This window comes from Arthrobacter sp. M4, from assembly GCF_020251205.1.
GTDB lineage: Bacteria > Actinomycetota > Actinomycetes > Actinomycetales > Micrococcaceae > Arthrobacter.
The window spans coordinates 148285-167116 of record NZ_JAIWYX010000008.1; the positions used below are offsets into that span (position 1 = coordinate 148285).

The 18832-nt window shown below is 64.4% G+C and carries 18 protein-coding genes and 1 tRNA gene; 9 read left to right on the plus strand and 10 right to left on the minus strand.

The window, feature by feature from the left end:
* The first annotated feature begins 91 nt into the window (after positions 1-91).
* The 4 genes from LD110_RS15345 to LD110_RS15360 all read left to right on the plus strand — a co-directional run bounded on the left by LD110_RS15345 (position 92) and on the right by LD110_RS15360 (position 4622).
* A complete protein-coding gene (locus tag LD110_RS15345) occupies positions 92-556 on the plus strand; it encodes an SRPBCC family protein (RefSeq protein WP_225499706.1) in 465 nt (154 codons plus the stop codon).
* Between the two features lie 294 nt (positions 557-850).
* Positions 851-2581 carry a urocanate hydratase gene (locus tag LD110_RS15350; protein WP_225499707.1) on the plus strand — a complete coding sequence of 577 codons (1731 nt, stop codon included), beginning with the start codon at positions 851-853 and terminating at the stop codon, positions 2579-2581.
* Between the two features lie 5 nt (positions 2582-2586).
* Complete coding sequence (hutH, locus tag LD110_RS15355) at positions 2587-4179, plus strand: histidine ammonia-lyase (RefSeq protein WP_225499708.1); 1593 nt, start codon at positions 2587-2589, stop codon at positions 4177-4179.
* Between the two features lie 194 nt (positions 4180-4373).
* On the plus strand, positions 4374-4622 hold the full coding sequence (locus LD110_RS15360) for a hypothetical protein (protein ID WP_225499709.1): 249 nt from the start codon (positions 4374-4376) through the stop codon (positions 4620-4622).
* Between the two features lie 157 nt (positions 4623-4779).
* Here LD110_RS15360 and LD110_RS15365 read toward each other — a convergent pair whose 3' ends face one another.
* A complete protein-coding gene (locus LD110_RS15365) occupies positions 4780-5001 on the minus strand; it encodes a hypothetical protein (protein ID WP_225499710.1) in 222 nt (73 codons plus the stop codon).
* Positions 5002-5244: 243 nt separating this feature from the next.
* Here LD110_RS15365 and LD110_RS15370 point away from each other — a divergent pair, with 243 nt between their 5' ends.
* Positions 5245-7002 (plus strand): hypothetical protein, encoded by a 1758-nt coding sequence (locus tag LD110_RS15370; protein WP_225499711.1) that lies wholly within the window; start codon positions 5245-5247, stop codon positions 7000-7002.
* 78 nt (positions 7003-7080) lie between these two features.
* On the opposite strand, the gene LD110_RS15375 is transcribed toward LD110_RS15370, so the two are convergent.
* The 5 genes from LD110_RS15375 to LD110_RS15395 form a co-directional block, all read right to left on the minus strand.
* Positions 7081-7257 carry a hypothetical protein gene (locus tag LD110_RS15375; protein WP_225499712.1) on the minus strand — a complete coding sequence of 59 codons (177 nt, stop codon included), beginning with the start codon at positions 7255-7257 and terminating at the stop codon, positions 7081-7083.
* Between the two features lie 310 nt (positions 7258-7567).
* Positions 7568-7638, minus strand: a tRNA-Cys gene (locus LD110_RS15380).
* Between the two features lie 168 nt (positions 7639-7806).
* On the minus strand, positions 7807-8337 hold the full coding sequence (locus LD110_RS15385) for a hypothetical protein (RefSeq protein ID WP_225499713.1): 531 nt from the start codon (positions 8335-8337) through the stop codon (positions 7807-7809).
* A gap of 149 nt (positions 8338-8486) precedes the next feature.
* Complete coding sequence (hutG, locus tag LD110_RS15390) at positions 8487-9470, minus strand: formimidoylglutamase (RefSeq protein ID WP_225499714.1); 984 nt, start codon at positions 9468-9470, stop codon at positions 8487-8489.
* A gap of 159 nt (positions 9471-9629) precedes the next feature.
* Positions 9630-11075, minus strand: coding sequence for an NCS2 family permease (locus LD110_RS15395; protein WP_225499715.1), 1446 nt, complete (start codon positions 11073-11075; stop codon positions 9630-9632).
* A 112-nt stretch (positions 11076-11187) separates the two neighbouring features.
* Here LD110_RS15395 and LD110_RS15400 point away from each other — a divergent pair, with 112 nt between their 5' ends.
* The gene (locus tag LD110_RS15400; protein ID WP_225499716.1) at positions 11188-11859 is read left to right on the plus strand and encodes a copper resistance CopC family protein; all 672 of its coding nucleotides are present in this window, start codon (positions 11188-11190) and stop codon (positions 11857-11859) included.
* Here LD110_RS15400 and LD110_RS15405 read toward each other — a convergent pair whose 3' ends face one another.
* The gene (locus tag LD110_RS15405; protein WP_225499717.1) at positions 11860-12504 is read right to left on the minus strand and encodes an FAD-dependent monooxygenase; all 645 of its coding nucleotides are present in this window, start codon (positions 12502-12504) and stop codon (positions 11860-11862) included. It lies immediately after the preceding gene.
* Positions 12505-12955: 451 nt separating this feature from the next.
* Here LD110_RS15405 and LD110_RS15410 point away from each other — a divergent pair, with 451 nt between their 5' ends.
* The 3 genes from LD110_RS15410 to LD110_RS15420 all read left to right on the plus strand — a co-directional run bounded on the left by LD110_RS15410 (position 12956) and on the right by LD110_RS15420 (position 17348).
* Positions 12956-13384 carry a universal stress protein gene (locus tag LD110_RS15410; RefSeq protein WP_225499718.1) on the plus strand — a complete coding sequence of 143 codons (429 nt, stop codon included), beginning with the start codon at positions 12956-12958 and terminating at the stop codon, positions 13382-13384.
* 175 nt (positions 13385-13559) lie between these two features.
* Positions 13560-14597 (plus strand): universal stress protein, encoded by a 1038-nt coding sequence (locus tag LD110_RS15415; RefSeq protein WP_225499719.1) that lies wholly within the window; start codon positions 13560-13562, stop codon positions 14595-14597.
* A 21-nt stretch (positions 14598-14618) separates the two neighbouring features.
* Positions 14619-17348, plus strand: coding sequence for a PEP/pyruvate-binding domain-containing protein (locus LD110_RS15420; protein ID WP_225499720.1), 2730 nt, complete (start codon positions 14619-14621; stop codon positions 17346-17348).
* An 81-nt stretch (positions 17349-17429) separates the two neighbouring features.
* Here LD110_RS15420 and LD110_RS15425 read toward each other — a convergent pair whose 3' ends face one another.
* From LD110_RS15425 to LD110_RS23710, 3 genes are all read right to left on the minus strand, one after another.
* The gene (locus LD110_RS15425; protein WP_225499721.1) at positions 17430-17972 is read right to left on the minus strand and encodes a DUF6036 family nucleotidyltransferase; all 543 of its coding nucleotides are present in this window, start codon (positions 17970-17972) and stop codon (positions 17430-17432) included.
* Positions 17959-18510 carry a hypothetical protein gene (locus LD110_RS15430; protein ID WP_225499722.1) on the minus strand — a complete coding sequence of 184 codons (552 nt, stop codon included), beginning with the start codon at positions 18508-18510 and terminating at the stop codon, positions 17959-17961. Before LD110_RS15430 ends, LD110_RS15425 begins: the two co-directional genes overlap by 14 nt.
* Positions 18511-18575: 65 nt before the next feature.
* The gene (locus LD110_RS23710; RefSeq protein WP_263855260.1) at positions 18576-18701 is read right to left on the minus strand and encodes a hypothetical protein; all 126 of its coding nucleotides are present in this window, start codon (positions 18699-18701) and stop codon (positions 18576-18578) included.
* Positions 18702-18832 lie beyond the last annotated feature (131 nt).

The following is an 18832-nucleotide window of genomic DNA, read 5'->3' on the forward strand; positions in this document are numbered from 1 at the left end:
CCGTTTCCGCGCGGAGTCATAGCGTGTAGTTAAGGCCATTTTAGGCCCGGAAATTTCAGGGCCAGCCGGTATCTGAAGGAGTGTTTCCGCCATGGCCAACGTACAGGAATCAATCGAAGTCAGCGTGCCATTGAGCCAGGCTTATAACCAGTGGACGCAATTCAAGGAATTTCCCCGGTTCATGTCAGGCGTGGAATCCGTGACGCAAATTGACGATACCACCGTGCATTTCACAATGGACATTGGTGGCGTTCGGCGCGAATTTGACGCAAAGATCGTGGAGCAGATTCCCGATGAGAAGATCACCTGGCAAAGCGTCGAGGGACCCCAGAATTCCGGAACAGTCACGTTCGTGGCTTTGAGCGCCACGGAAACCAAAGTGACCGTCGATCTGACGTGGGAACCGGAATCAATGCTGGAGAAGTTGGGAGCTTCCCTGCGCCTCGATGACCGCCAAATCCAGCACGATCTGCGCCGCTTCAAGGAGTTCATCGAGGGCCAGGAAGTCGAGACCGGTGGCTGGCGGGGGACGGTCACCGAAGGCGAAGTGGAGTAGCTCCCAGCCGTCCCACGCCCCCGCGAGATGGCATTTAACGCCAATGTTGGGCAAAAACATGGGCATTAAATGCCATCTCGCGCGGGAGGCAACTGGACGCACCCGGATCGCGCCGGTGGATTTGCGCCCAGTGGATCGCGCCGGTGGATTTGCGTCGGTGGATTTGCGCGGGTGCCCTTGTCTCTAATCCCGGACAGCACCCTTCAGAAACCCGTTCCTCGCCCGGAAAAATGGGGCTTTAGTGGATACAGAAGATCTTTGCACCATCTGATCCACTGACATGAAGGAGCCATCATGGCACCCGCTGATTTCACTACTGGAGCCCGCCCGGTCAAGGCTGCCCGGGGCACGGAGCTGACGGCTAAGTCCTGGCAGACCGAGGCGCCGTTGCGCATGTTGATGAACAACCTGGATCCGGAGGTCGCTGAGCGTCCGGATGATCTGGTGGTTTATGGCGGTACCGGCCGCGCGGCCCGGAGCTGGGCTGCGTTTGACGCGATCACCCGCACGTTGGAGACCATGGAGAAGGACGAGACCCTCCTGGTGCAGTCGGGCAAGCCGGTGGGTGTTTTCCGGACCAACGAGTGGGCGCCGCGGGTTTTGTTGGCGAACTCGAACCTGGTGGGTGACTGGGCGACGTGGCCGGAGTTCCGGCGCCTGGAGGCCGAGGGTCTGATGATGTACGGCCAGATGACGGCCGGTTCGTGGATCTATATCGGCACGCAGGGCATCCTGCAGGGCACCTATGAGACGTTCGCCGCGGTGGGAAACAAGCTCAGGGCCGAGGGCCGCCACCCCGCTCCTGCGGTGGAGGGTTCCACCGAAGGCCCGCTGGCCGGGACGCTGACCCTGACGGGTGGTTGCGGCGGGATGGGCGGCGCGCAGCCGCTGGCGGTGACGCTGAACGACGGCGCCTGCCTGATCGTCGACGTCGATGAGTCCCGGCTGCGTCGCCGCGCCGGCAAGCGTTACCTGGACGAGGTGGAGACCGATCTGGACGCCGCGATTGCCAAGGTCCAGAAGGCCAAGGCCGAGCGCCGCGGCTGGTCGGTAGGGTACGTGGGCAACGCCGCGGAGGTGTTCCCGGAGCTGCTGCGTCGGCACCGTGCCGGGGAGCTGACCGTGGATGTGGTCACGGACCAGACCAGTGCGCATGATCCGCTGTCCTACCTGCCCGAGGGCATAACCGTGGCGGAGTGGCACCGCGAGGCCGAGGCCGATCCGGAGGGTTTCACGAAGAAGGCCCAGACGTCCATGGCCAAGCACGTGCAGGCGATGGTGGAGTTCCAGGACGCCGGCGCGGAGGTGTTCGACTACGGCAACTCCATCCGCGATGAAGCGCGCAAGGGCGGCTACGAGCGCGCGTTCGAGTTCCCGGGCTTCGTCCCGGCGTATATCCGTCCGTTGTTCTGCGAGGGCCTGGGCCCGTTCCGCTGGGTGGCGCTGTCCGGGGACCCGGAGGACATCCGCGTCACGGACGAGGCGATCAAGGAGCTGTTCCCGGAGAACACGCACCTGCACAAGTGGATCGACGCCGCCGCCGAGCGGGTGGAGTTCGAGGGCCTGCCGGCGCGGATCTGCTGGCTGGGCTACGGTGAGCGCCACAAGGCCGGGCTGCTGTTCAACCAGCTGGTGAAGGAGGGCAAGGTCAAGGCCCCGATCGTGATCGGCCGGGACCACCTGGACTCGGGCTCGGTGGCCTCCCCGTACCGTGAGACCGAGGCCATGAAGGACGGCTCGGACGCGATCGCGGACTGGCCGCTGCTGAACGCCCTGACCGCCGCGTCCTCGGGCGCCACCTGGGTTTCCATCCACCACGGAGGCGGCGTTGGCATCGGCCGTTCCATCCACACCGGCCAAGTCTCCGTGGCCGACGGCACCGACCTCGCCGCGCAGAAGCTCGAACGGCTGCTGACCAACGACCCCGGCATGGGCGTCATCCGCCACGTCGACGCCGGCTACGACCGAGCCATCGAGGTCGCGAAGGAACGCGGCGTCCGCATCCCCATGGCAGAAGGCAAGTGAGAACTGTGACACTAACAACCCACGAACAAGGAACCGTCACCCTCGGCTCCAGTGGCGTCACGCCTGAGGACGTTGTCGCCGTCGCGCGCCACAACGCCAAGGTGACCATCTCACAGGAAGCCCTCGACACCGTCGCCAAGGTCCGTGCCCACATTGACGGCCTGGCCCACAGCGACATTCCGGCGTACGGCATCTCCACCGGCTTCGGTGCCCTGGCCAACCGCCACATCCCCGGTGAACTCCGTACGCAGCTGCAGAAGTCGCTGATCCGGAGCCACGCCGCAGGCATGGGCCCCGCCGTAGAGCGTGAAGTGGTGCGCGGCATCATGTTCCTGCGTGCCAAGACCCTCGCGTCCGGCCGTACCGGCGTTCGTCCGGTGGTCCTGCAGACCATGGTGGATGTCCTCAACGCCGGAATCACCCCGGTGGTTCGCGAGTTCGGCTCCCTGGGCTGCTCCGGCGACCTCGCACCACTGTCCCACTGCGCGCTGGTGCTGATGGGCGAGGGCGAGGCGACCGGCCCGGACGGTACCCTGTACGGCGCCGCAGACACTCCGCCGGTGTCCCAGTTGCTCGCCGAGCACGGCATCGAACCGGTGACCCTGGCCGAAAAGGAAGGCCTCGCCCTGGTCAACGGCACCGAGGGCATGCTGGGGATGCTCCTTATGGCCATCGCCGACCTGCGTGAATTGACCACGACGGCGGACATCACCGCCGCGCTCAGTGTCGAGGCGCTGCTTGGCACCGACCAGGTGTTCCTGCCCGAACTGCACGCAGCCCTTCGCCCCCACCCGGGGCAGGCTGCCAGCGCGGACAACATGCTGCGCGTCCTGTCCAACTCCGCGATCGTCGCTTCGCACAAGGAAGGCGACTCCCGAGTACAGGATGCCTACTCGCTGCGCTGCGCGCCCCAGGTGGCCGGAGCTGTCCGTGACACCTTGGACCATGCCGCCCTCGTGGCGTCACGGGAACTGGCAGCCGCCATCGACAACCCGGTGGTCCTGCCGGACGGGCGGGTGTCCTCCAACGGAAACTTCCACGGCGCTCCGGTGGCCTATGTCCTGGATTACCTGGCCATCGCCGTCGCGGACCTGTCCTCCATTGCGGAGCGCCGCACGGACCGCATGTTGGATCCCGCGCGCTCCCACGGCCTGCCGGCGTTCCTCGCTGACGACCCTGGCGTGGACTCGGGCATGATGATCGCCCAGTACACGCAGGCCGGGTTGGTTTCGGACAACAAGCGCCTTGCGGTGCCCGCCTCGGTGGACTCGATCCCCAGCTCTGCAATGCAGGAGGACCATGTGTCCATGGGTTGGCACGCTGCCCGCAAGCTCCGCAAAGCTGTTGACAACCTGCGCCGGGTCCTGGCCATCGAACTCGTCACGGCGTGCCGGGCGCTGGACATCCGCACAGCCAGCTCGGGTGGGAAGCTCACGCCGGGTCCTGCGGGTGCCGCCGTCCTCGCGGTGCTACGTGACGTCGTCGACGGACCCGGGACAGACCGGTTCCTGTCCCCGGAGCTGGAGGCCGCGGACCGGCTCCTGGCCGGCGATCGGGTGCGTACCGCCGTCGAATCCGCTGTTGGAATCCTTGCCTGACGCCGAATAAAGGCATCGGAGAGGTTAACATTTTGGGCCTCCCGGGAAATAGTGTGCGACAACTCACTCCCGGGTGGCCCGAGTGTAGTAGAACTAAGAGGGTACGGCCTGTCCATGCCAATGACGTCATGGGCATGCCGGTTGAAATTCACGAATATAGATACAGAGAACATCCACAAAGGGGTAGAGGTTCAATGAAGGCACGCGGGACTGTTATGTCCAAGCGCATCGCACACGCCGCAACGGTTTCCGACTGGGGATCGCTCAAGGTGGGGGAGCACATCGAGATCGTCAAACACGCGCATGTGATCGCGGCGGGAGAAGTGGAAGAGGTGTCGCTGAGCGGAAACGTGCTTTGGCTGGAGCCTTCGGGACATGGCGCCGATGAAGCCGCCAAGCTCCTCTTTATGAAGTCGGACGGCGTCCAGGTCCGCAGGACCTGACCCAAGACCTCGCCGCCCTGACAGCGGGGCAGTAAGCAACAATGGCAGCGGCCGCAGCCTTCCTACTTTGGAAGGCTGCGGCCGATGTCTTTTTGTTCTGAAATGCGCCCGGCGCTAGAAGTGTCCGGTTCTCATGGGCCCGGTGGGGCGGCCGTTGCTAGGCGGTGATTGCCTCGTGGGTCTGGCCAAACGGGACGCTCTGGTCCAGTGCAACCGTGTAGGTCCCCGGCTCGTGGCGGGTGACCAATATGCCGCAATCGCCGGATTCGGCTGCGGTTTCGATGAGCGTTTCCACTGCGCGATCCAGTCCTTCGTGTACCTCGTCGGCTCGCTCGAAAGAGAGGCGGATCGACGTGGCTTCGGCGGTGGTAATGCTCATAGTGGGACTTTCTCGTTGGGGATACCGCAGGATTGCGGTTCAATCATCATAAGCGCACTGTCAATGAATTGGTTAGATGTCTGGCATTTCGTATTCGGGATCACAGACGCTTGCTAGAGCGAACTTGGTCAATTTGCGGGGAAGCGAGAGTCAAATTGGTCAACCGGTTGACTTATAAAGTGATACATCCCACAATTAATTCCATTCATTTCTTGTTCACTTACTGCTGCAAGGGGCCCTGCCGTGACCAATGAAGCTAACGATGCCCGGCTTTTTGCCCCCGCGGAACCAATCGAGGTGCGAGGCTGGAAGGCAGAACTCCGGAACGACGAATTGGCCGACATCAGCTTCAACGGCATACCGGTGCTGCGAGCCATCCGTTCCGTGGTGCGTGACCAGGACTGGAACACGCTGGCGCCCACAGTGCACCGAACAGCCAGCCGCGACAGCGAGAACGGTACCACCGTCCTGTTGGACATCGACTTTGAAGGCTACGGTTCCCGCTACACCGGGGAACTCGCCATCCACCTCGCGGCGGACAGCCTGAAGGTGACGTTCGACGGCGTCGCTCCCGCCGACTTCCGGAGCAACCGCATCGGCTTGGTTGTCCTGCACCGCCCTGACGACGCCGGCCGCGCGGTGGCCATCGGCAGCCCTGGCGGCGACAGCACGCCGTCGAACTTTCCCACGAATATCAGCCCCCACCAGCCCTTCCTGGATATCGCATCCATGGAATGGGAGCGCGACGGGACCCGGTTCGCACTGGGCTTCAGCGGCGACGTCTTTGAGACGGAGGACCAGCGCAATTGGACGGACGCTTCATTCAAGACGTACAGCACCCCGCTCTCCAAGCCCTTCCCGGTCAACGTGGCGGCCGGCTCGCGGGTTCACCAATCTGTGCTGCTGACGGCAGTTGGGTCTGCTGCCGATGCCGCCGACCCTGGCCGTGCCACCGCGGCGGGCCCGCTTAAGGTGACAGTGCTCGACGACGTAGCCGCCCAGGTGCCCGGGCTTTCGGTTTCGAGCGGGTCGGGTTCCGTGGCTGACATTACCGGGCTCGACTCGCTGGTCCTGGAGGTCCAGGCTGGGACGTCCGCCGACGCCGCAGTCCGGGACGGAATTCGGCAGGCAGGGGAGCTCGGTGTCCCGCTGGATGTGCGGCTGATAGTTGCCTCGGCGGAGCAGATTGCCGGGCTCCTCGAATTGCTTCCACTGGAGAACGTAGTGAGGTTGGCCGTATTTGACGCCGCCAGCCATGTGACGGAGCCGCCGCTATGGGCGGGATTGAAAGCTGAAGCGGAACAACGGGGATTTGCGGGGACTCTTCTGGCCGGTGCCCGTTCCCACTTCACGGAGCTCAACCGAAATGCCGATCGGCTGCCCGCCGAGTCACCCGCGCTGGCCTACAGCATCACGCCGCAGATGCATGCCACGGAGGTTCCGCACATCGTCGAAACCCTGCCGATCCAGCGACTTACCGCCCTGAATGCGCTCAGGATTTCCGACGGCCGGCCCTTGCATGTGGGCCCTGTGACGCTGAAGGCGCGGTTCAACGCCGTCTCTACGTCCGGATCGCTTGGTGACGACGAATCCTTCAACGATCCGCTGCAAAATGAGCCATTCACTGCCGCTTGGCTGCTTGGCAGCGTCGCGGCGCTCAGTGTCCCCGGCGTCGAAACTGTCAGCTACTTCGAGATGTCCGGACCCCGCGGCATCAGCGACTTTGAAGGATTGACGCCCGCCGGGGAATTGCTGGCAGCCTTGGCCCCGCTGCGCGGTGCGGACGTCCTCGCAATCGACGGTAGCGTTCCCGGACTGGCGTTGTATCCAGTGCGCGACGGCGTCGAGACAGTTGTTTTCGCGGCGAACCTCACGCCCAAGCCGCTTGCCGCCGTCGTGCTTTTGCCTGGCGGCGAGGACGCCGCTGGTGAGCTGACCCTGGATCTTGAGCCGTGGACGCACACAATCCGTCGCGTGGCATCACAGTGGGCGGCGGCCTGACGGCGCTGTAGCCATGATGGCCCTTGGCGTCTTAATCTTGGTTGTCTCCGCTGGGCATCGACGGGATAACTATCAACGCTAATTAGGTGCGCCGTCCACCACCACCACATCGTCGCTCGCCCGGAAGCCCAGCCGCCAGGCACCGACCCAAATCTTTTCTGCCCGGGAGGCAACCGGCCCGGTGTAGAGATGCCAGCGGCGGCCGTCGTCGTCAGGGACCCCAGTCGCCAGCTCCAGGGGAGATTTCTCCCGCACCGGCCCCGGTGGATCCAATGTCCACGCGATAGAAGAACCTCTCCATCCACAACAGCTATGCCTTCTACGACTACTCCCGGCCGTGGGTCACGCACTGCAGCATCCAGCGGCAGGATGTCCACAAGACCGCCGAGTTCACCGGCGGATGGCGCCAACGCTGGGGCCACGCTTGACCTCTCCGACGGCAGTTCATGGCGGTGAGGCTCAGGGCCGTCTAGCGGCGAGCTGGGTAGTGTTCAAAGATCCAGCAGATCAAGCGGGCTAGGTGGCCCGAAACCCACTTGATCCGCTGACCTATTCAGCACGGAAGACGTGGTGGCGGGATTCGAACCCGCGTGCGCTGCTTTGCAGGCAGCTCCCTGGCCCCTCGGGTACACCACGTGCTTAGAGGCTAGGACTGCCCGCAGGCACACGCCAAACATGGTTTCGTCGCCTTTCGCCCCGTTGCGCGGGCTTACGTTGTGTTGCCCGAGTACAGCACAAACATTGCCCAGCGTTGCGTAGAGTTGCCCAACTTTGCGCCCCGCTCTCCCGCTTCCGGGTGGGAGCCTACGACGGCGTGCGGCGGGGGAGGAGCCGCGCCACGACGGTGAGCAGGACCACCGTCAAGAGCGCCGCCGCGGCGTGGGTATAGAGGAGCAGCTCGCTGGTGTGAATATGAGCGACGGCGGCCGCGTTGGGGGCGGCCGCCGTCGCCTGCTCCTGGGTAACCGATAACGATGCCGCAGTTACGTGGTGGCCGAACCACCCACTCAGGCCGTCGGTCCCCGCAAAGGCCGTGAAGGCAAGGTGTAGTAGCTGCTGGACCGCGGCGGAGGCCACAAGCAAGGCCCAGCCGGGCGCTCCCCATCGGACCAGCACGGTGGCGATGAGGCCTGTGAGCGCCGCAATCGCCAGCACAACGATGACCGCAGGCGCGGACGCCCCAGCTACTAAGTGCGCAAGCAGTCCCAGCCCCACCGCTACTGGCCCGCCCAGCCACGCAACCTTCCCCCACGCAGCATGGCCCTGAGCGGAGGTGCGGGAGGTGGCTCCCTTCGGGCTTGTTGTCCGGTGCGCGGGCAAATCGGGAATTGCCATGCGGGCCCTCCTTCAGGGTCAGGCATACCGCAATGCAGGCGGCGATGCCATACCCCTACTCCTCTGAGCCAAGGAAAGCCAGGCCCGCCGCCATTGCTCGCGCCGGCCCTGCCGCATGCTAGCCCCAGCGGCACTTCCCAGGAGGAGGCCTAGCGCAGCAGCGTGTCCACCAATCGCGCTGCCACGCGCGCGGTCCGCGAGTCGACGTCGAACTGCGGGTTCAGCTCAGCCACGTCGCAATGCAGGAGTTTGCCACTCGAGGCCACCTGCCGGCACACGGCGGCGATCACCGATAGCGGGACGCCGTAGGCGGCCGGAGCGCTGACGCCCGGAGCGGTTTCGGCGGGCAGGACATCCAGGTCGATGGTCAGGTACAGGACGTCAACGTCGGCTAAGAAGTCCGAGACGAAACGGTCAACGGCCTCGGCCGAGGAGTCCTCGTCGAGCAGGTACCTCACGCCCAGCCGACGGGCAGTGTCGAAGAGCGCCCTCGTGTTATTGACCTCGGATACCCCCACCACGCCATACCGGAACTCGCGTCCGGCTGCCTTCTCCGCCTGCGCCATCTGCAGGAACGGTGTCCCGGAACTCGGTTGCAGCTCGTCGCGCAGGTCGAAGTGTGCATCCAAGTTGAGAATCCCCAGCCGGGCACCGTTACGGACAGCGGCGGACCCCGCAACGCCTAGGTAGCTGGCATACGCAGTCTCATGGCCGCCGCCCAGCATCACTGTGAGGTTTCCGTCGTCGAGCAGTCCGGACAGCACTTGGCCCGCACGTTGCTGCCCGGCTTCAAGGACACCGGGGGCATCACCCTCAACGGTGACGTTGCCGGCGTCGAACACGGCACGGTGACCATGAAACGCCAGCGGCCCCAGGGCTGTGCGGATGGCGGCAGGCGCCGCAGCGGCTCCAACGCGCCCCTTGTTGCGCCGCACCCCTTCGTCACTGCAAAACCCAACGACGACGGCGGGCCGGCCCGCGCTGCCAGCAGAAGCCGGGGTGGGGATCTCCTGAGTACTGGGTGCGTAGGGTTTCACAGCCTGCCACCAGCGGCGATGCCACGAGGTGTCGCCGTCGAACCGCCCAGTCCAGGGCTGAGGGGGAACATCGATGGCAGGCAACACGGAGTACATGTTCCAAGCTCACCGTATGGCTACAGCGAAAGCGAGCCTATCCGCCGTCGGAGTGTCCGGAATCCCAGACCCACCGCCGCGCGAGATGGCATTTAACGGCAATGTTGCCGCCAAACATTGCCATCTAATGCCAACTCGCGGGGGGCGAAAGGGTGGGACCTACTTGATGCCGAGCAACTGCTCCACCGGTCCGATGCCAAAGAACAGCAGGAACGCCGCGGCCACGGCCCACATCAGCGGATGGATTTCCTTGGTGCGACCCTGGAACGTGCGGATCAGGGTGTACGCGATGAAGCCCGCGCCCAAGCCGTTGGCGATGGAGTAAGTGAACGGCATCAGCGCGATGGTGAGGAACGCCGGGATGCCGATACCCCAGTCCGACCACTCGATCTTCCCCACTTGGGACACCATCATGAAGCCGACCACCACAAGCGCGGGGGCCACGGCCTCGAAGGGAACCAGGTTGATGAGCGGCGTGAAGAACATGGCCCCCAGGAACAGCAGCCCGGTGACGATCGAGGCGAGGCCTGTGCGCGCGCCCTCGCCGATGCCGGCACCTGACTCGACAAAGATCTGGTTGGAGGAGATGGACGAGCCGCCGCCCACGATCGCGCCCAGCGCATCCACCTGCAGCACCCGGTCTACGTTGGGGATGTTGCCGTGCCTGTCCACGGTGCCTGCTTCGTTCGCGAGGCCCACCATGGTGCCCATGGCGTCAAAGAAGATGCTCAGGAGGATAACGAACGCCAGCAGGATCGCCGCCACAACACCCAAGTGCTCAAACGCGCCAATAGGGTTGGCCTTCCCAATCAGGGACAGGTCCGGGGCGCCCCATTCGGTCAGGGTGGGTGCCACCAGCGACCAGCCCTGGGGGTTGTAGGGCTTTCCCGGTTGAACGCTCGGCCCGATATGAAGTGTGAATTCGAGGATTGCTGCCAGGGCGGTGGACGCGATGATGCCAATAAGGATGGCGCCGCGGACCTTGCGGACCACAAGTCCAATGGTCAGGAGCAGCCCGACCACGAAAACCAATGTGGGCCAGCCAAGCAGCTTCCCGTCTGCTCCAAGGCTGACCGGGACGGTGGTGCCAGCGGCGTCCGGAATGCGGCGCACGAATCCCGCATTCACCAGGCCGATCAGCGCGATGAACAGGCCAATGCCCACCACGATCGCTGTTTTCAGTCCTTCCGGCACGGCCTTGAAAACCGCCGTGCGGAACCCGGTGAGGACAAGAATCATCATGGTGATGCCGGAAAGCATCACCAGCCCCATCATGTCCGGCCAAGTCAGGCCGGGGTGCGAGGCTACTGTGACGGCCACGAACGCGTTGACGCCCAACCCCGTGGCCATCGCGAACGGGTGCTTGGCCCAAGCGCCCATAAGGATGGTGAGGATGCCCGCCACGAAGGCTGTGACAGCGGCTACGGCCGTGAATCCCAGGGCCTTGCCGGACGAGTCGCTGCCGGACAGGATCAGGGGGTTGAGCACCACGATGTAGCTCATGGCGAAGAACGTGGCGAAGCCTCCGCGGATCTCGCGGGAGAAGTTGGATCCTCGTTCCGAAATCTTGAAGTACCGGTCGATGGCAGAGCCCTGTTTGAGCATGGGAGTCTCCAGGTTGGGGTAGCTGGCTCTCAAATCCTATGACGGCGGTTCGGGTTGACCTGTGGAAATCGCCTACTCTGTAAGGAAGCCAACACGAAGGAAGCCACCTCTCATGCGCGCAATCCGAACGCTGTCCGCTACCCTGACGGGTGCCCTCGCCTTGGTTGCGGGCCTGTTGTTCTCCGGTCCGGCCGCTTCCGCCCACGACGCCGCCGAGTCGAGCTCCCCGGCAAATGGATCCACGGTTGCCGCTGTTCCGGACAAAGTCTCCGTCACTTTCAACAACCGTCCTTTGTCCCTCGGAGCGCAGATCGCCGTCAATGACGAGCAGGGGCGCAACTGGGCAGACGGAGCCGTTGAGATCGTGGACAACACAGCCTCCCAGAAGGTCAAGCCGGGCGCTCCGGCAGGTGCCTTCACCGTAGTATGGCGCGTGGTGAGCTCGGATTCCCACCCCATCGAGGGAACCTTCCGCTTTACGGCTTCTGGTCAGGGTTCGACGGCGGCTGCCGCTTCCGGTGGAGCGTCACCTGCACAGACTGCCCCGGTGGCGTCGGCCGGAAGTGCGCCCGCCACAGCCGGCACAGGCCAGCCGCAGGCGGCTCCGGACGCTTCCCAGCCGTTCCCTTGGAGCATCGTGGGCTTCGCGGCCGTGGCGCTGGTTTTGCTGGTGATCCTCGCGGTGACTGCCCGGCGCCGGCTGGCGGGCGGCGACGAGGCCGCTGCGGATGAGGTCAGCTCCGATCGCCCCGAATCCTCGGATCACACCAGCGCCGAAGGCTAGCTACCCAATCGCGAGCTGCGGCATTCCCAAGGGAGACGGAAGCGTGGACGGCCGCGCCTTGGCGGAAATCGTCTGACCCACTGCTTTGGCTTGCCGCAGGAGTTCCTTTGGTGTGGGCGTGATGAGTTCGCCCACGCCCACAAGGTAGATCCCAATGGCTCGCATCGCGGCAACCACGTTTTGCCCTACGGCAATGCCCAGCTCAGCGACGATCCTGCGCAACTGCCCCTGTGCGCAGCGCGTTACCACGATGTGGTCGGCAATGAGGATGCCCTCCGCGGTGTGCACAGCCCATTGCCGGTGCATGGCAGCGGTGGTGCTGCTGCCTTCAGGTGCTGCATCGACGGGGTTGAGCTGGACTGCGCGGGTGGTGTTGCGGACGTCCAAGCCGTGGCTTGCTGCGTAGTTGCGCAGGTGCCGGATGATTTCGTTGCGTTCCTGGTACGTGGCAAGGTCGGCCGCGTCGCAACGCTGCAGTGACAGCGTGTGCGTGCTGACGGCGCTCCCCACCAGGTCGAGGCCATCCACCACGATCGAGTCGATGCCGTGCCGGCTGAGTTCGCTGGCTACGGCCAGCCCGGACAAGCCCGTCCCAATGACCACCGTGGTGGTTCGTTCCATGCCGCTGGCAGGCGTGGTTGACACAGCTGGTTCCTCCTTGAGGGCTTGTTGCCGGAAGCGTCATCGCTGGTGCGCGTCCTGGCTCTCCCCCCAAGAATTGCGGTCGCTGCCGACCCGTCAAAAGGCGCGGCTGGCCGGCTGACAAACGTTCTGTCATGTGGCCCAGCGCACACACTCCGAGGACTCGGTGCATCGAACACTACAGAATTTTTTGGGCGCTGGATAGCCTTTGCTGCCCATTCGCCAACAGCAGAAATACAAGGCTGTGATTTGACGCGGAAGACCCGGAGAACCTGCCGAAAAGCCACCAGTTTCAAACGCTTTTTGTGACGCGCTGCGGCGGTAGCGGAACAATCCGGAATCGTAACGGAGCCAAGGCGAATTGGCCCGCGGAAACTGTTGTGGTGATGGCCTTCAGTGGCAACGATGATAGTGCGGTCCAATCCGGCCGACCGGCGCAACTGAGGAGCACATCTTGGCAGAGAACATTGTTGTTGTTGGTGTTGATGGAAGCGAAACCGCACGTCTGGCGGCGGATGCCGCTCGGGACATCGCCGCGGCGCTGGGGGCAAGGCTCCACATCGTAACCGCCTTTGACAGCGATCGGATGGAGGTCTACACCGACGGCGATGACACGTGGGTGGACTCCGCTGCGGATACCGCTGAGCGGACCGCCGGCCGCGTGGCCGAGGAACTGGAGTCCTCGGAGATGCACGTGAGCTACACCGGTGCCCGCGGCAAGCCGGCCGAGGCTTTGATCGAGGAAGCCCAGCGTCTTGACGCCCGAATGATCGTGGTCGGAAACAAGCGCATGTCCGGCGTCAGCCGTGTGCTGGGAAGCGTGGCCAACAGTGTGGCGCATCATGCTCCCTGTGATGTGTACATCGTCAAAACTGACGTCTAGGGTGGCAGCCACGCAGCGCCCGCCAGCCCGCTTGATAAGGCCCGGGCAACCGAGAATAGTGGGCTTAGGACTAATTTGACAATTGCCCGCCTTGCGCCCGTGGGGGTCGGGAAAGCTGGGCGGGCCTCTGGCAGAATAGCCGCAAAGATCGCTGACAATGCGAGGAGGCTGAGCCATGGACCAGCACGACAGGCCAATGGACCGGGAGGAACCCGGCGAGGACGAAGGCGTGGCGCCCGAGGGCATCGTTGTAGGGGTTGACGGTTCGGACCACGGCCAGTGCGCCTTGGTATGGGCTGCCAGGGAAGCCCAGCGGCGACGGCGCCCATTGCACATCGTGACCGCTTATTCCGTACCCATTTTTGCCGCGTCCGGCCTCGACGGCGGATACGCAACCGTTGACGACTCCGTGATCCGTGAGGGCGCCGAGGCGATTGTCCGCCAGGCCCTGGACAAGGTCTCCACCTACGACATCGACGTGGACGCCTCCGTGGAGAACGGCGATGCGTCCGGCGTCCTGCTGGAGATGTCGGAAACGGCGGAACTCCTGGTGTTTGGCACGCGCGGACGCGGCGGCTTCGTGGGCCGGCTCCTCGGCTCCGTCAGCAGTGCGCTCCCGGCCCACTCAAAATGCCCCACGGTAACGGTGCCCCTCATCTGCGCACCCCGGCTCGGCGAGACCACCGAAGACAGGCACGTCAAAGCAGAACAGGCCAAGGCCGGCAAGCGCGACGTCGAGCAAGTGGTCGTGGTGGGAGTAGACGGTTCCGAGCAGGCCCGCGTCGCCGTACTCGAGGCGGCGGAACAGGCCCAGCGAATGGGACTGCCACTCCGGGTCCTATGTGCGGTCCCGCAGTACAGCGGCTCCCTGGCCTGGGTGCCCGCACCGCTTGACCGCGAGGCGCTCTTCGCCGACATCAAGGTCCAAATGGATGCCGGCCTTGCCTGGATCAAGAGCCATTTCCCGGGCCTGCCGATCGAAACGCGGCTGGTGGACGGATCACCCGTGGAGGTCCTCATCGAGGCAAGCCGCAATGTGGAACTCGTTGTCCTGGGCACGCGCGGCCACGGCGGTTTCGCCGGCATGCTTCTCGGCTCCACCTCGGACGGCGTGCTGCACCACGCCAAAGGACCCATCTTGGTGGTCCCGGACCGGGACGACCCCCGCCTGGCGGACCGGGCCAAATTTGGCCCGATGCTCGGCGCAGCCTAGAGCCGAACCGGATAGACGACCATGGCGGGCCCCCAGCCGTCGCCGGCAATAGCCGAACCCCTGATTCTGGATTTCGACCAGATCCGCGTTGGCATGCTGCCCGTTGTTGGCGGCAAGGCCGCGAACCTTGGCGAGCTCACGGTGGGCGGCCTGCCCGTGCCGCACGGCTTCTGCCTCACGACGGCGGCCTACCGCCGCGCGGTCGATTCGCCGGAGCTCGCGGCGATAGCGGAAGAGCTTGCGTCTAAAGACCCCACTGACATGGCGGCACTGACCTCCCTCGCTGCCCGTGCTCGACACGCAGTGTTCGACGCCGGTATGCCAGAGGACGTGGCCACGGCAGTTCGCGACGCCTACGCCGGTTTGGGCAACACCACTCCGGTTGCCGTCCGATCCTCGGCTACAGCGGAAGACCTTCCCTTCGCGAGCTTCGCCGGCCAGCAGGATACGTACCTCAACGTCATCGGGCCGGACGCCGTCCTTGAGGCCGTCCGCAGCTGCTGGGCTTCGCTCTGGACTGACCGCGCAGTCACCTACCGGGCCGCCAACGGCATCGACCCGTCTACAGTGGCGCTCGCCGTCGTCGTGCAGTCCATGGTTGACGCAGCCGCCGCGGGCGTGATGTTCACCGCCAACCCCGTGACCGGCCGCCGCAACGAGGCAGTCATCGACGCGAGTCCCGGCCTCGGAGAGGCCGTGGTGTCCGGGGCAGTGAACCCGGACCATTTCGTCGTCGACGGCGTCCTGGGCGCCATCCGGGAACGGCGGCTGGGCGACAAGAAGGTTTTGATCCGGCCCAAAGCCGGCGGCGGCACGGAACGCCTGGAAGGTGACATCATCCACGGCGACGGTCAAGCCTGCCTGGACGACCGGACCGTGCTGGCGCTCGCAGCCTTGGGCCGCCGGGTCGAGGCGCATTATGGGGCGCCGCAGGATACCGAGTGGGCCATCGACGCCGGTGGCAGGGTTTGGCTGACCCAGGCCCGTCCTATCACTACGCTTTATCCACTGCCGCGACGCGCTGCCCCTGTGGGTGGTGACCGTCTTTACCTTTGCTTCAGCCTGGCGCAGGGGCTGACACGGCCCATCACGCCCATGGGCATGGCTGGAATCCGGTTGATGGGCTCCTCGGTGGCCAAAGCAGCGCATTTCAGCGTTCCGCATCCGCGCAAAGGCCCTCCGCCGTTCGCCGAGGCTGGGCAACGGATCTACATCGACCTCACCACGGTCCTCCGCAGCTCAACCGGACGGAAGATCGTCCCGCGCATCTTCGATGTCATGGAGTCGCGCTCCGCCACACTGATGCGGAGATTCTTCGACGATCCCCGGTTCTCCGTGGAACACGTCGGACCGTGGCGGCTCCTGCGCCACGTCATGCCCGTAGCCGCCAAATACCGGCTGCCCGAAACCATTCTGCGTGCTGTCTTCCGGCCTGCCGCGGCCATGGAACGAATCCGCGATTTTGAGCGGCGGCTCGATGCTGCTCTGGTGGTCCCGGATAGGATTAGTGCCCGCCAACGGCTTGACCACGTGGAACGGATCCTCAGCAAGGAACTGTTCGCCATCCTCCCGAACACGCTGCCCACAGCGGTTGTTGGCTTCGCCATGTTCGCTCTGGTCCGCAAGATCATGGGCAAGGCGGCGCCGTTCGATGAGCTCCAGGCCATACTGCGCGGGCTCCCAAACAACGTCACCACGGAGATGGACCTGGAACTTTGGGGCCTGGCCGGGAGGCTCCGCGCTGACGCAGAATCGAAGTCCGCACTGACGAACCGCAGCCCGGAGGACCTCGCTGCCAGCTATCGGCGCGGCACGTTGCCGCCCGCCGCGCAGTTCGGGCTGCGGAATTTCCTGGAAACCTACGGTCACCGAGCCGTCGCGGAGATTGACCTCGGCATGCCTCGCTGGAGCGAGGATCCCACCCACATCATCGGCGTCTTGGCCAACTACTTAAGGCTCGACGACGACCGGCTGGCTCCCGATCGACAGTTCCGTACCGCGGTTCAGGAGGCCGAGGAATACCGTCGCACGCTCGAGGCCAAGGCTGGCCGGGGGCCGTGGGGACGGCTGCGCGGCCGCGTGGTCAGGGCGGCTCTTGACCGCACGCGCATGTTCGCAGGGTTGCGGGAGTTGCCCAAGTACAACCTCGTCAAGGGCTTTGCCGCAGCCCGCCACCACATCGGCCTGATCGGCCAGCGTCTAATGGCACTGGGGTCCATCGAATCTGCTGACGATGTCTTCTTCCTGGACCTGGACGAGGCACGGCGTGGCCTTGATGGAACGGACCTGCGGCGGCTTGTCGCCCGACGCAAGCAGGACTACGAATCGGAGCTGGCACGGCGCCACATTCCGCGCATGCTGATGTCCGATGGCACTGAGCCGGAGGCGCTGCAGGCCGCCGGCGGTCGTGGACCCGCGGGGGAGGACTATCCGGAGGGGACGCTGCTGGGGACGCCGGCATCGGCCGGCACCGTCACCGCCGTCGCACGCGTCATCCTTGATCCAACCGGCGCAAGGTTGGAACCGGGGGAGATCCTGGTGGCGCCTTCTACCGATCCGGGCTGGACCCCGCTGTTCCTGACGGCCGGCGGACTGGTGATGGAGATGGGCGGCGCCAACTCCCACGGTGCCGTGGTGGCGCGTGAGTACGGGATTCCCGCGGTGGTGGGAGTACCGGATGCCACCGGCCTGATCACAACAGGCCAGGAGATCACAGTGGATGGAGCCTCCGGCACGGTGACGCCTGCCTGAGCCTCGGCGGATCCGTGGAGGCCGAAGGCGTTCTTACCACGCGGCAGTCGAGGCCGGAACGTGTGTCCCGCGTGAACTGTTTCAGGGCTGCAACGTGCTCCTTATCCATGAGATGGCGCGATCCCGACGAACCTCGTCTTCAGAAACGGTCAGTAACCGCTCAGCGATTATTTCTGGGCGCACAATCCCGTGCCTAAGAAGTGCACCGACGAAAAGATGATCCTTCGTTCTGCCTGCAATGAGCTTGGCGACGCATAGGTCGTGAGGCTCGAGGCACAGCCCGGTGCGGCCTAAGGTGTTCTCATTGCTTAGGATGACTAATCGCTCAGTCCATCCGGCAGGGAGCACGGCTGTGCTCCGGCCAACGCCCTGGACATAGAAGCCGTGAGTTTCGTGAAAGTAGGACATTTCTCCAATCGCGGCATCCAGCTCGGTTGCTAGTGATTGGGCGTCGTCATCGTTTATCGGCGCAATATCAACCTCTTCAGAGAATGTTGCTTCGGCGGGCAACTCGTTTTCTGTGAAGGAGCCGAGAATAGATTGGCTTCCGATAACAAAGACCGATTCCTGCCTGATTATTTCTGTTGCCGCTCGGATCGCGTGTTCCAGTTCACCGCGCTGCACGTGTGGCCTTATGAATGGCTAGAAGCCGCTCTTCCTGCGAGAGTACACCGGCGAATGGTGTCATCTGGCGGAGATCGATTCCCTTTTCGTCGGCGCTGAGCATTGTGGCCACAAGCTGTCCGATGTCCCCTGCATTGATGAGTGTGATCCAATCTGTCACCCAACCCTGGGCGTGGCCACCGCGGATTCGCGAACTCATTGCCTGTAGGTTGGTTCGGGCCTTGCCGAGCACACCCTGAGGGTCTTTTGTGATCTTCTCAGCTACTGCCCGATGGAGTTCGTAGGAGACTCGCTCTTCACGACGCATCAGCTGCGGGCGACTTTCTCTGGCCTTTTCCAGTAGGCGCTGTGTGACGGCAGGACTAACGCCGGTGAGCCCAGCGATCCTGCGAACTGATAGGCCCTCGGCCCAGAGCGCGAAGACAGCCTCAGCACGCCGCTCGGAGGCCGCGTTCATCTCGAGACGGGCTTTCTCAGCAGCTTCTGCAGCTATTTTCGCCCTTTGGATTAGCTCATCCGTTAGCGGAATGGGGGACATGAATAAAGTGTATCCTACCCGGATACGGTTTATTAAAGAATATGGATTATGCCCTCTCTGGAGCCCTATTCCAGGAGGTCCAGCAAGTGCTTAATGGCGTCGTACGTGCGCACCGTCATGCTTCGGTATACGGGGCGCGGGAGGTTGCCGAGAGCGTACTTGCCTGCCGCGCGGCGGACGGGAGTTCCCACTCCTTCCCACTCAACCCCACAATGCCTGATCCGGCAGTAGGTGGGTAGAACCGCTGTTTTCCCGATGCTGGCCGGCGAGCCACACCGTGTCGGATCCGTAACCGTTGACGCCTGTGTGCCGCAGGGCCGTG

Excerpts from the sequence above, each read along its gene's own strand:
- LD110_RS15345 (WP_225499706.1), top strand. The coding sequence starts at position 92 with ATGGCCAACGTACAGGAATCAATCGAAGTCAGCGTGCCATTGAGCCAG.
- LD110_RS15350 (WP_225499707.1), top strand. The coding sequence starts at position 851 with ATGGCACCCGCTGATTTCACTACTGGAGCCCGCCCGGTCAAGGCTGCC.
- LD110_RS15360 (WP_225499709.1), top strand. The coding sequence starts at position 4,374 with ATGAAGGCACGCGGGACTGTTATGTCCAAGCGCATCGCACACGCCGCA.
- LD110_RS15365 (WP_225499710.1), bottom strand. The coding sequence starts at position 5,001 with ATGAGCATTACCACCGCCGAAGCCACGTCGATCCGCCTCTCTTTCGAG.
- LD110_RS15385 (WP_225499713.1), bottom strand. The coding sequence starts at position 8,337 with ATGGCAATTCCCGATTTGCCCGCGCACCGGACAACAAGCCCGAAGGGA.
- hutG (WP_225499714.1), bottom strand. The coding sequence starts at position 9,470 with ATGTACTCCGTGTTGCCTGCCATCGATGTTCCCCCTCAGCCCTGGACT.
- LD110_RS15395 (WP_225499715.1), bottom strand. The coding sequence starts at position 11,075 with ATGCTCAAACAGGGCTCTGCCATCGACCGGTACTTCAAGATTTCGGAA.
- LD110_RS15400 (WP_225499716.1), top strand. The coding sequence starts at position 11,188 with ATGCGCGCAATCCGAACGCTGTCCGCTACCCTGACGGGTGCCCTCGCC.
- LD110_RS15415 (WP_225499719.1), top strand. The coding sequence starts at position 13,560 with ATGGACCAGCACGACAGGCCAATGGACCGGGAGGAACCCGGCGAGGAC.
- LD110_RS15420 (WP_225499720.1), top strand. The coding sequence starts at position 14,619 with ATGGCGGGCCCCCAGCCGTCGCCGGCAATAGCCGAACCCCTGATTCTG.
- LD110_RS15430 (WP_225499722.1), bottom strand. The coding sequence starts at position 18,510 with ATGTCCCCCATTCCGCTAACGGATGAGCTAATCCAAAGGGCGAAAATA.